The organism is Ktedonobacter racemifer DSM 44963 (assembly GCF_000178855.1).
Classification (GTDB): Bacteria; Chloroflexota; Ktedonobacteria; order Ktedonobacterales; family Ktedonobacteraceae; genus Ktedonobacter; species Ktedonobacter racemifer.
On the sequence record NZ_ADVG01000002.1, the window covers coordinates 2,358,986 to 2,371,034 of the forward strand.

Below are 12,049 nucleotides of genomic sequence, written 5' to 3' on the forward strand. Positions count from 1 at the left end.
CTACTGCATATACTCGCGCAGACGCTTGATGCTCCAGCTATACGCGGCGGGATCGAGTAGCTTACAGTCAGAGAGGAGCAGGCTATAATACACTCCATATATACGTATCGCGGTAAGGATTTCTGGGCCATATAGCGCTAGGGCCTGCTGGGTCAGAGAGGCAATCTCTTGAGGCGTTACATACTCATAGAGGTCAAGAAACATTACTGCGCCAGCGATATCCATAAGATGATCGCCCACCACGCTCCACCAACTGACATCGAGTACTGCGGAGATCTCTAGTTCATCGTCGACCAGCACATTACCAAAGAAATAGTCTCCATGCACAAAGTTTTTCTCGGGAGTATCTGGTGCATTCTCGATATCCTGGAAAAACTTCTCTAACAAACGTGCGACATCGATACCCTCCTGGCGCAGATCATCCTGTGTTTGTGGCAATTTAAGTGGGGCCGTTTCGCGCAGAAACTTTCTCCAGCTCTGATATGGTACTGGCGACGGTCCTGGGGCATGAAAGATGCTTCCATATGGTTGTGTAGGGAGAACCACCCCTTGCAAGTGTCTTACAGCCTCAAGATAATTAGACAGCAGACGCTGCCTCTCGTACATCTGTAGCTGAGCATAAACCGCGCTAATAGGCCTGCCTGCTAGCTTTTTCTCTATAAGATAGACTGTACCCTCGTGTGACTCAATAGCATAAATTTCTGGCACCGCGAAAGGGAGATGATGGGTGGACAACCATGTATAGATAGAGCACAGATGGTCCAGGTTATCCTGCTCGACCGGTCCTTTATAGATCTTGACCACCTTGTCCGCAGTATAGTCATAAGTCTGGCTCTCAGAACCTTCGCCAAGCAAAACTGGCCCTTTAATACCAAGGATGGAGAATATTTCTTGCTGTATAGTCATCTACGCATTTCACCTCTTCTTCCAGCGATAGGCAAAAGGCCGAGCCTTACGACTAAAGCACGCGCTTACATATCATGGAACGACATGCTCCGTACTATGATATGTAAGCGCGTGCTTTAGCAGCGCAGCCCCAGCAGCTTCGTTCGGATGGCACATTGTCTGATTATTTCCTTACAGTATCTTAAAATGATGACACCTATGCCTAGAAGTCATCCGTTCAGACGGCCAGCCGTCTGGGGAGAACTGCGGCTCCCGCTACTCCTCGCCCCACTTGCAAAGGGTCGGAGTTACTTTTGCGTAAGATGTTATACGATCCGTTGATGTCGGCATGAAGGAGGCGTCCATCCCTGGCGCGATACCAACTGCGAGCCACACGCTTGCCTGAGAACACTGGCTTTTCAGCAGCGTTGGCCTCATAGGTTGGGATGGGGTCGTCGTCCAGAAAGCTGGCCTTGCTGGTGTAGCTTTCTTCTTGAAGGATGACCCTGATCCCAACCAGGTGCGCTTTGTAGGTCAATTGCTCAAGAAAGCGAGCATGGGGAAGCTGCACAAACTGCTGATTGTTCTTGCGCCCCATGCTCACCTCCTGTTTCCACAAGGGATTCTTGCCAATCACCAGCGTTCCGATGCCTTCGCCCACCAAGAGATCAATAATCCGACGGCTAGCCGTGTGCAGATACGCATCCACACGGCGATTGCGCTTCGTCGTCACACGATCCAGCTGGCGCGAGGTATATCGGTTCTCATGCGCGAGGCGTTGCTGCTGCTTGGCGCGCTCTTTGTTGTTAAAACTAAGCATGAGTGTCACCACTCCTACTCGTCTTCAAAACCGTGCTTGACAGTTTCCCGTCACACGGCTCCTCAGTAACATGGCCTTTGTCGTAGGTACCGTTGGCCTTTTTCGAGTGGCGCTCGTCGTGGCAATGACGATGGAGAGCGAACTTGTTGCTCAATTCCTCTCCGCCTCCTTCACTTTTCGGGGTAATGTGATCGATCTCTATGAGGTCTTCATCTTTGAAGTACAGTCCACACCAACGGCATTTTCCCTCTTGCTTCTGTAAAAGTTTTGCTTTAACTCCGTTAAGAAGCGGGTGTTTCTTGAGTCGCTGGCTCCAGTAAAGAAGATTTCCGTCATATGGGCTGGCAGTTCCTTTCACTTTTACATGACGCCGGATGTATGTTTGTTGGTGGTTTCGTAGTTGTAGGTCGGGGGTTCGGAAGATCCATCCCTTTCCTTCATCCACTTTCCAATACTTTTGCATAATCCAGTGTCGATTTTTGTTTGGGTGCCTGCGATTCGCCCATCTTTCCAATTGTCGAAAAAGTACCATGTCGCAGTGCTTGAATGCCCTTCTTGCACAGATGCTTCGGTAGTAGTTTGCCCATCCGTAAATGACCGGGTTCAACTCTTTAATGAGCTTTTCCTGTTTCATGCTCCGGTGCTCTGCTACCAGACGATGCGTTTCTTTCACATGGTGCGCAATCGCTTCCTTACTGGGTCTGATGAGTGTCTTGAAGCCAAGTGGTTGACCATTAGGCCGCTTTCCGGTGTGTGTTTTCCCCATCGGATACTGGCGTATGGTGAAACCAAGGAAATCAAATCCCGTTTTTTCCCTGATATTCCATCAAGGTGTGCGTGATCCGTGTCTTGCTCGGCTTGAGTTCTAGTCCAATGCGCTGTAACCATTCCGAAAGGATTTCTTTTGCTTTTTCGACGCCTTCGAGCTTGGGATGGAAAACCACCAGATCATCGGCGTAGCGGACAAATTTGGGTCGTCCCTCCTTCCACCGGTAGGCCGCTATCAAGTCCGTTTCCATACCATGAAGCGCGATATTCATAAGTAATGGTGAGATGACTCCCCCCTGCGGGGTTCCTTTCCGGGTCTCGTCAAATATGCCATTATCAATGATTCCCGCTTTGAGCCAAGCTTTCACAAGCAGCCTTACTGCGGGATAGGTGTCGAGTTTGGCGAGAAGTGCCTGATGATCAATATGATCAAATGCTCCTTTAATATCGGCATCCAGGACATACTTTGCCTGTGTGCAGATATTGGTGTGAATGGTTTGAATTGCATCATGACAGGAACGTCCAGGGCGGAAACCAAAGCTATTGGGTTCAAATTTGGCTTCCCATTGTGGCTCTAAAGCGAACTTTACGAGGCACTGGTGCGAGCGATCTCGCATGATGGGAATCCCCAAGGGTCTTTTCTCATCCTTTCCAGGCTTGGGAATATAGATCCTTCGCACTGGTTGGGGTTTGTATTGAGACCATTGCTTGGGGTGGATTTGTTCAGCCAGAGTGAAACGCTGGGCCGGTTTGACTGATTTTACTCCGTCAATGCCTGCTGTGCGTTTTCCCTGGTTGTCTTGGGTCACTCGTCGAACCGCTAAAAGCCTTGTCGCTCTGGATTTCATCAGAAGTTTCTGTAGTTTGTGGACTGCTCTTGTGTTGCCACGGCTCTCGGCTTTGAAGATGCGCTTTTGTAGGCGGTAAACATGCTGCTCGAGCTTGCGCCAGGGCAGCTTGTTCCAACTTTCACTCTCAGGGTCAGGTGGTAGCTTGATCTTGGGTGCCTTCGTTTTCACCATACTACTCGTTTCTCTTCATTCCATGTTACCGTGCCTACGTCAGCATATCCTGGGCATTACCCCAGGCATTGGCTTTTTAGGCAATCCTTCTCGGAGGCAGCTTGCGGATGGTTTCCTGCTCATCGTATCGACCTCCAATGAGAGCGTACCTTCGAGTTACTCCGTTCCGATTATCTGTTTTGCGCTGCCGTAGGTTTGTGCTATCCACCGGGTACGCTAGTGAGTGAGGCAGGGTATCACTACACTACCCTTTCACTTTCTCCATTGTTTCGCAGATTGGTACCTTACCTTTTGGTCAAGTCTATCAGCCTGTTTGACTTGTTCAACCTAACGATGGTTCCGTTGCACATTCGCGTTATTCATTCTGTTGAATGAACTGCTAACCATAGCCGCCTGACTCGGAGATGGGTCTGCTTCAGACTAGCAGTTTCCTCTCCTGGATACCCGCTTTACGGATTGAGGACCAGTCGCTACCGTAGGGCATCGTCTTTCCGTGCTCACTTCACAGGTGAGGAATTGCACCTCACGTCAGATAATCAGTTATCAAGACATTGATCAATGTCTTGCCAGCCTTCCCCTTACTTATCCAGCAAGTTTCGGCTGAACGGATCGCACGTAGCACTGATTGAGGCTTTTGAGGGGTTTGCCACTCACCAGACGAGGCACAAAGCCGGGCTTGTCGCTGGTGATGGCTGCGAGCACATTGACACCCACATCCACGGCTGCTCGAAGCTGCGGGTTGACCGCAGCCGGTTGGATCTCCTGCTCATAGACGACCTCCACCATGTAGCCATCAGCGCGTGGAACGATGCGAACCTGCCGGATGGCTTCCCAGGTGATCTGAGTTGCGATCTCAATGGAAGTCCTGATGGGACGAGCTTGCCCGTGCGCTTGAATACCCTCTTGCCCAGGGCTTTTTTCTCGTAGATGAGCAGGAAACGGCCTTTGGTCTTGTCTTGATAGCCAGGGATCTTGGGGCGTCCTGTGAAGGCAGAGGGGTCTTCGCGATAGGCCTCCATCACGCGCAAAAAAGCTGTCCCAATTGTGGTGAAGTTGAATGAGGATGGCATTACTGACTTTGCGCGGGAGGGCACAATAGGCCTCATGCTGTTTCAAGCGATGGAAGATGGCAGCGTAGGGAAGATAGGTTTCCTCGTGAATGAAGGCTTGTCGGACGTGGTAATTGGCCTGGTTGTACAGGTTTTTAGAGGCAAAGGCCGCCCGATCAATGACGGCAAAGCGTGCATCATTCTGGCGAATGAGATGTCGTTCAACCAACTGCACCTGGTGCCTCCTTCCATTCCAACAACACGTCCTTCGTGTCGGTGAACCTCGCTTGGTGTTTCACACAAGAACATTCTTTCTAACGAAACTCTACCAGAGACATCTCTATTTGTCAATATCTGGCATGAATCCTTGGAAACGTTTCTTACACTCCATTAGTAGCATCGTCCCACACTACCCACCACACCAATCAGGACTCTTCTTCTGCCTGCTGGTTAGTTTGTCTGGCAGAGGGGGCGATATCGGCCTGTAGGCCTACGGCGATGGCGATGGAGAGTTGGGCCAGGTCGGCGATGCTGACGTCAAAGGCGCTCAAGCCTAGCTGCTGGGCGCGCAGCATGGCTGTCCCGTGCAGGCGAACGGTTGGACGCCCGCTACGCAACTGGACGACCTCCATTTCGCGCCACTTAACCCCATGCAGGCCCGTTCCCAAAGCCTTACTGATGGCCTCCTTGGCCGCGAAGCGTCCCGCCAACCGGGCAGGCTTATTGCGACACTGGAGCACCTCTTGCTCGGTAAAGACACGTTTGAGAAAGCGCTCACCGTGTTTCTCAAAGACCTTGCGTACCCGGTCAACCTCGATGATGTCGATGCCGACCGCGATATTGACACCCTGCGTGGGATGGAGCCCACCCGGCAGGCCAGCCTTGCCTGCGGGACCAAAGAGCCAATCGGGAATCTCGACACCAGGCTGGCGCACCAGGGGTGTAAATAAGAGTGGTTGCTCGTCGTCCATTAGGCCTTCCTTTGACAAAAAAGGAAGGCGCTAGGCGGCGCGACTTGTATATACGCCCGCTTAGTACCTACCTCTTACGCACTACTGTTTACTTGCTCTCTTCGAGACTGAGCAATTGCGCCTCACCTAGAATGCTCGTGGTATCGCCTGGAGGCAGGATCGTTGGCGCGGGGCCGGTTCCACGCCCAATGCCACGGTAGATGAAGCCATAGCGATTCATCTCTGTCGCCTCGTAGATGTTGCGACCGTCGATCAGGACGGGGCGGCGCATGGCGGCACGTACCTGCAACATATTGAGCGACTTAAATTCGTTCCATTCAGTGGAGATCACCAGAGCATCCGCACCCGTCGCGACATCGTAGGAGGTCTGGCAGAACTCGACCATGTCCAGGTTAATGCCCTCGCGCTCCAGAGCCGCACGCCCGGTCTCTGTAGCCACGGGATCATAGACGCGTACGGTCGCTCCCTGAGCGGTTACCCAGCGAATGATATCAATGGAGGCTGATTCACGCATATCGTCAGTGTTAGGTTTAAAGGCCAGACCCAGGACACCAATCACGCAACCACGCAGCGAGCCAAGAATATTGGTCAGTTTGTTGATAACCAGGCGACGCTGATCATGGTTGATATCCATCACGGCGTGCAGCATCTGGGGGTGAAGGCCCGCTTCATCCGCCATGTGAGCCAGGGCACGCACATCTTTGGGGAAACAGCTACCGCCATAGCCCAGGCCAGCGTCCAGGAAGGCGCGCCCAATGCGCTTGTCGTGGCCCATGCCCTCAGCGACCTCTTTCACGTCCGCACCCAGGCGCTCACAGATCTGCGCGATCTCGTTGATGAAGGAAATCTTGGTGGCCAGGAAGGCATTCGAGGCGTACTTAATCATCTCAGCGGTATAGATGTCCGTCACAAGGATGGGGGCGCGCAGCGGGAGATAGAGCCGCGCCACGCTCTGAGCCGCTTCGGGATCAGAAGAGCCCAACACGACACGGTCGGGACGTTGGAAGTCACCCAGGGCATTGCCTTCGCGCAGGAATTCAGGGTTAGAGACGACCGCAAAGTTAACCTCGGGGCGCTTCAGGTTGTTGCGAATGACACGCGAAACCACATCACCACTACCTACTGGTACCGTGCTCTTATTGATAACGATAGCATAGTGGTCCAGTTCCTGGGCGATCATGCGTGCAGCCGTCTCGACATAGCGCATATCGGCCGCGCCCTGGTTGGCACCCGTAGGTGTGGGAACGGCAATGAAGATAAACTCAGCATTGTCCAGGCCCTCCTCGTAGCTGGTCGTGAAGTGGAGGCGCCCCGCATGTACATTACGCTCTACCATCTCTTCCAGGCCAGGCTCATAAATGGGTAGGATTCCCTGCTTGAGCTTTGCAATTTTCTCTTCAATTATATCTACGCAGGTGACGTTGTTGCCCATGTCGGCAAAGCAAGTGCCGGTAACGAGTCCAACGTATCCTGTTCCTAGAACACAGATATTTGACACGGTTTTACTCCTCTATAGCAACAAATGGATTTTCGTGCTTTTCTTCTTCAATAGTGGAAGGCTCACCATGACCAGGAAATACAAAGAGGTCTTCGGTCAAGGTATAGAGCTTATTGCGAATCGATTGTATGAGCTGCTCGTAGTCGCCGCCCTCCAGGTCAGTACGCCCGATGCCGCGATAAAAAAGAGTATCGCCGCTAAAGACGCAATATGGCTGGCTGATCAGGCAGACGCCACCCCGAGAGTGACCGGGAGTCTCGATAACCTCCAGTGTGAGGGTACCAATGGTGAAGCGGTCGCCCTCTTTGAGCAAGATATCTGGCTCACGCTCGACAAGCGGATGTTTGAGGTTGTATCTTTTCGAGATTTGCTCATCAGTATACATGTATACATCAGCGGGATGAATTGCCAGTGGGACTGGGTAAACCGCGCTAACCTCGTCAATAGCTCCCGTATGGTCAAAATGACCATGCGTGTTGATAATGTACTTAGGAACGATTTGCAGTTCTTTAATGGCTTCGAGAATCCGTGGAGCCTCGTCGCCGGGATCTATAATGACAGCCTCGCGCGTTTGCGGGCAGGCATACAGATAGCAGTTTTCTTCCAGCATACCTACAGTGATACAGGCGACAATAGGCTGCTCTTGATTGGTGCTGGTCCCAGACATGGTATGTCGCTCTTTCTTTACAAACGTTCGCTAACGTCAAGCGTTCGACCCCCATTATAACATAACGCTCTTCAACCACCCTTCGTACCTGGGAGCGAAATAACCTATGCCAAAGTACTGGTTTGACTCCTCGCGCCTGGGGCGCTTGCCCTGGCAGGTGGTGTGATGCGTGTTGGCAGCCAGTGGCTGCCAACACGCATCACACCACCTGCTAAATATACATGATGTTAAATAGAAACCCGGCAGAAGTCAGCAGCAACGGCAGAAATTGCAGCTTCACCTCCTATGTGATAAAGTGGTCGACAACGAGGCTTTTTTGCCGATAGGCATGCATCATAACGACTTTTATAGACATTACACACGGCGTAACCATGCAATGTCGCCTCTTAATTAAAAACTGTTTGCGGTCTAGAACATAAACTATTATAGCTGTATATTCCTATATCAATCCTTCTCACATATCGGAGAAAAAATCTTTTACCATTTTTAACTGGACGAGAAAGAAAAAGATGTGTAGAATGGATGTAGGAAATGCAATCAGCAATAGCGGGAGATAAGGATCTCTCCTCGCTCTATGCAAGCCAGGTTGCTGGCGTTTATTCGCATCGCAGTGCCCCCGCAAAAAATGTAGACGGTCGATAGCACTCGGAGGAAGAGAAGCAAAACATGTCGAAGGATCAATCGGAACGCAGAACCTATCGCCGGAGTCCTGGACGCCAGTATGACTCCGAGTTTGATCCCCTGCGCAGCCGTACTGGCGCTAGCAGGAGTGGTCAGCTCAATAGCAACGGGGCTCGACAGAGCGGTCGCTTGTCTTCGCCATCCGATAGCCGCTCTGGATCTCTTCATACCCAGCGACCCGACCCACGCAGAACACGCCAGCTGTTGCGCCAGCAGATCATTTCCAGTAAAGCTTCCGGGACAGAAGAGGGAGACGATGAACTTCGCGAGCTAGAGACCGATGAGTTGGAGCAGCGTATGCGCCGCACCTCGGGCGTTATATCTAGCAATATTGCTAACAACGCCTCTGCATCACGTAGCCCTAACCGGACCCATAACCTCTCCTCTCAGGCCCCTTACCTTCCAGCGGCGCACGATCTCTACCTGGATGAAGACAACGAATGGGAACAGGCAGAGCTTGATGAAGTCATAGACGACGAATATGAAGATGATCCTTTAGACGGGCGCCTGGGCTACGCCAGTCCAGGCCCGGGCATTGCGCGCTCAGCCCAGCTTCAGCCCCGGCGTAGCGTTATGTATAATGACGTCTATGAACCTCGTGCGCCCAGCGGTCGCCTGGCACCTCCTCTTCCACCAGAAGAAGAATACGATGAGCCCTATGAGGAATATGACGATGAGGGCTATGAGGAGATCGACGAACGCGAGGCCCGCCGTCAGAAGAAACGCAACAAGAAGGTCTCTCGGCGTGGGATTCTCATCGGCCTGGGGGCCGCTGCGGTAGCGACCGCAGGCGTCACCGCCTATGAGCTAGGCCCCAAAATTCCTCAAGCCATTAGCGACACCGGGAGCAATATAGAGCACCAGATCCAGGATGCCTTCAATAAAGGTATGGCCCAGGGAGCCGAAAACGCACGCAAGGAGTTTATCACAGCCCTGGATAACCTGGAGGGCTTTACCCTTCAGGGAGCGATTGAGGCCGCCAAGTTGACGCGCGTGGCCTATGACGTCTTTGTCGCGCCCATCGTCCAGTTTGGCTCGACGGTCGCAACCGATTTCTTGAAGGCCATGCTCAGCGCGCTTAAGACTGCACGCGGCCTGCTTGCGGGCGTCTACCAGGACAACGCGACCCTCCAGGCCATCCAAAAAGTCCTTGAAAGCTGGGTCAGCCAGGTACAGAATATGCCTAAGCAGCTTACCGCCGTGACCCAGACCGACCTGGATGGTGCTCAGGCCTACCTGCGCGCCCTCCAGCGCAAAATTGATGATGAGAAGGCCAAGCTGAATAACCCCCAGCCCTCGCCGACTGTTCCCGCTTCACCACAGGCCACACCCAAGGCCAAGCAATAAAGCAAGAAAATAGTTACCTGCCGAGACTGAGAGATTGGCGAACGCGGGGGCGCCAATCTCTCAGTCTCGGCACATTCACTATATTGAAGAACGCATATGAGGAAGAGTGCCTTGATCCAGAGTGATGTAGAGCAACCTTCCATGCTGCGTATTGATGAGCTAGCGCAACAGGTGGGCATGCCAAGCCGGACGATTCGCTTTTACAATACCCAGGGGCTGTTGCCGCCTCCTGTCATGAAAGGGCGCACGGCCTACTACACGCAAGAGCATCTCGTGGTCCTGGGTATTATTCGCGAGCTTAAAGAACATCAGAATCTCTCGTTAGAGGCAATCAAGCGCCTGCTCGAAGTTCGCGCCCAGCAGGGAGATGTACAGATGCACATGGCGCTCAAGCAGCGCCATCTCAAATCCCTGACCGTAGGTGGTACACAGGTTCATTTAGCCCAGGAAGAACTGGCGCGCCAGGGAGAAGTAACTGTTGCGCGCATCAATGAACTGGTAGAATTGGGACTGCTCTTCCCCTTTGAGGACGAGCAAGGCGAGCGGCTCTTCACTGGAGATGATGTGCTCTTGCTTCAGCTTTACCGCCACCTGGAAGAACTAGGCCTCCCCCTCGCGCTCCCCTCACTTATCCGTTTCCAGCTCAAACAGCTTACGCGTAGCGAGGTCGCGGCCTATGAGCAACATCTGCTCCCCCGCTGGCGTGAAGAGGGTCTCACGCTAGAGCAACAGACCGAGCGCTTCGAGGAGGTTATGGCTTTGTCTGATACACTCATCTCTCTCCTGCATCGCAAGCTTCTCTACCAGGGTTAAAGACTTCTCGCGCCTGCAGCGCTCGCTTGGAAAAGAGATGCGGGGTGTACTGGTAGCCTGCGGCTGCCAGTACGCCCCACATCTCTTACTCAGGAGTTGATGGCTTGTTTGTGCCGCAGGCTGCCAGTACGTCCCACGTCTCTTACTCAGGAGTAATGGCTTGTTTGTGCCGCAGGCTGCCAGTACGCCCCACATCTCTTACTCAGGAGTTGATGGCTTGTTTGAGACTACTTCTGCTTCGACCTCATCCTCATCCACGTTCTCCCCCTCGACCTGCTCCTCTGCTTCGGCTAGCGTCTCTGGCTTCTCATCGCTCGCTGCCTCCTTGCTTGCCAGTTGGAGAATACTGTAAGTCGCGGCTACCTCTCCCTCGGGAACTGGTTTGGATCGGGAGATGACCAGGTAGGTGATGGGCAGCAGGAGGACGAACAGGATTACCGAGGTCCACTGTGCCTGTTTGAGAATATGTGTTCCCAGGAAGTCGACGATGATGTTGTCCCGGGTAAAGAAGATGAAGAACTGCGTAATCACATATGCGTACAGGTAGACTAGCATCAGCATGCCTGGGCGCCTGAACTTGCGCGCACAGTAGAGCATGACACCGAGTAGTACGATATTGGTGATCATCTCGTACAGGGCCGCGGGCTGAACGGGGACGTTACAGAGGTTGTAGACGCCACAGGCCCAACTCTCAGGATGTACATAGACCGTCGACCAGGGCAGCGTGCTCTGATAGCCAATGATGTCGCCATTGATGATATTGCCAATACGTCCAAAGATCTGGCCCGCCGCGCCAAAGAGGACAGCCGCGTCCACCAGGACCAGCGGATTCACGCGTTCGACACGCGCGCGCCAGAAGAGGGTCGCGATAACCAGGAAGATCGCGCCAAAGAAGGCCATGCCGCCCTCCCAGGTCGCGATAATATGAATAGGATTCCTCAAATAGTATTCAACCAGGTTTGGCTGCTGTAAGACGAAATACAGGCGCCCACCAATCACACCAGCCGCGATACACCACCACAAGAGGCGGTAGACCAGGTCTTCCGTAACTCCCTTGCGCTGGCAGTATCCCTTGATAATCCATAATCCTATCAGGATACCAACGACATACATCAAGCCATACCAGCGTACGGCCAGCGGGCCAAGCCTGAAGATGACCGGATCAATATTCAAGTAGATATAGGGTGGGCCAATACGTAACCACCCCCAATTGATAAGATCGGCGAACGGGAGAGTTCCCATGCTGTCACTCCATATACTGATAATTTCTCTAGCAAACAGGCGAGTAGAGTTGCAACCTCTTTCGCGCCTGGTATTGCCAGCATTGTTGTTTTACGCTTTCCTGTATCATAATATGCATTACGCAACCACGCAACCCATCTATCGAGTAGGTGTGGGAAGTTCCAGTTCTTGCCTCGGCTCGCTACGCTCGCAGGGTAAGGGGATGTGGATGGAAACATAAGTACGGCAAATCCGTTTTCCATCCACATCCCCTTACCCGTGGGCGCCGCAGGCGCGAAAGCGCTCC

General features: G+C 52.8%; 9 protein-coding genes and 1 pseudogene. 2 read left to right on the plus strand and 8 right to left on the minus strand.

The annotated features are described in order from the left end of the window. The 7 genes and pseudogenes from KRAC_RS26480 to KRAC_RS26510 all read right to left on the minus strand — a co-directional run bounded on the left by KRAC_RS26480 (nt 1) and on the right by KRAC_RS26510 (nt 7,680). The gene (locus KRAC_RS26480; protein ID WP_007912533.1) at nt 1-906 is read right to left on the minus strand and encodes a phosphotransferase family protein; all 906 of its coding nucleotides are present in this window, start codon (nt 904-906) and stop codon (nt 1-3) included. 217 nt (nt 907-1,123) lie between these two features. Then, complete coding sequence (locus KRAC_RS26485) at nt 1,124-1,705, minus strand: IS200/IS605 family accessory protein TnpB-related protein (RefSeq protein ID WP_052568596.1); 582 nt, start codon at nt 1,703-1,705, stop codon at nt 1,124-1,126. Further along, a pseudogene (gene ltrA / locus KRAC_RS79700) lies at nt 1,698-3,495 on the minus strand (group II intron reverse transcriptase/maturase). The gene KRAC_RS26485 and the pseudogene ltrA overlap by 8 nt, the downstream one beginning before the upstream one ends. Nucleotides 3,496-4,077: 582 nt before the next feature. Continuing rightward, nucleotides 4,078-4,779, minus strand: a complete 702-nt coding sequence (locus KRAC_RS26495) for a hypothetical protein (protein ID WP_052568599.1) — start codon at nt 4,777-4,779, stop codon at nt 4,078-4,080. A 190-nt stretch (nt 4,780-4,969) separates the two neighbouring features. Then, nucleotides 4,970-5,515, minus strand: coding sequence for a holo-ACP synthase (gene acpS / locus KRAC_RS26500; RefSeq protein ID WP_007912534.1), 546 nt, complete (start codon nt 5,513-5,515; stop codon nt 4,970-4,972). 88 nt (nt 5,516-5,603) lie between these two features. Beyond that, nucleotides 5,604-7,013: a UDP-glucose dehydrogenase family protein gene (locus KRAC_RS26505; RefSeq protein ID WP_007912536.1), complete on the minus strand. Its 1,410-nt coding sequence runs from the start codon at nt 7,011-7,013 to the stop codon at nt 5,604-5,606. A gap of 4 nt (nt 7,014-7,017) precedes the next feature. Continuing rightward, entirely contained in the window at nt 7,018-7,680 is a 663-nt protein-coding gene (locus KRAC_RS26510) for an MBL fold metallo-hydrolase (RefSeq protein WP_007912538.1), read from the minus strand. Nucleotides 7,681-8,346: 666 nt separating this feature from the next. Here KRAC_RS26510 and KRAC_RS26515 point away from each other — a divergent pair. Continuing rightward, the gene (locus KRAC_RS26515) at nt 8,347-9,708 is read left to right on the plus strand and encodes a hypothetical protein (RefSeq protein ID WP_007912540.1); all 1,362 of its coding nucleotides are present in this window, start codon (nt 8,347-8,349) and stop codon (nt 9,706-9,708) included. 111 nt (nt 9,709-9,819) lie between these two features. Continuing rightward, nucleotides 9,820-10,521 (plus strand): MerR family transcriptional regulator, encoded by a 702-nt coding sequence (locus tag KRAC_RS79705; RefSeq protein ID WP_169460943.1) that lies wholly within the window; start codon nt 9,820-9,822, stop codon nt 10,519-10,521. 198 nt (nt 10,522-10,719) lie between these two features. Here the strand turns inward: KRAC_RS79705 and lgt are convergent, their stop codons facing one another. Next, on the minus strand, nt 10,720-11,763 hold the full coding sequence (gene lgt, locus KRAC_RS26525; protein WP_007912554.1) for a prolipoprotein diacylglyceryl transferase: 1,044 nt from the start codon (nt 11,761-11,763) through the stop codon (nt 10,720-10,722). Nucleotides 11,764-12,049 lie beyond the last annotated feature (286 nt).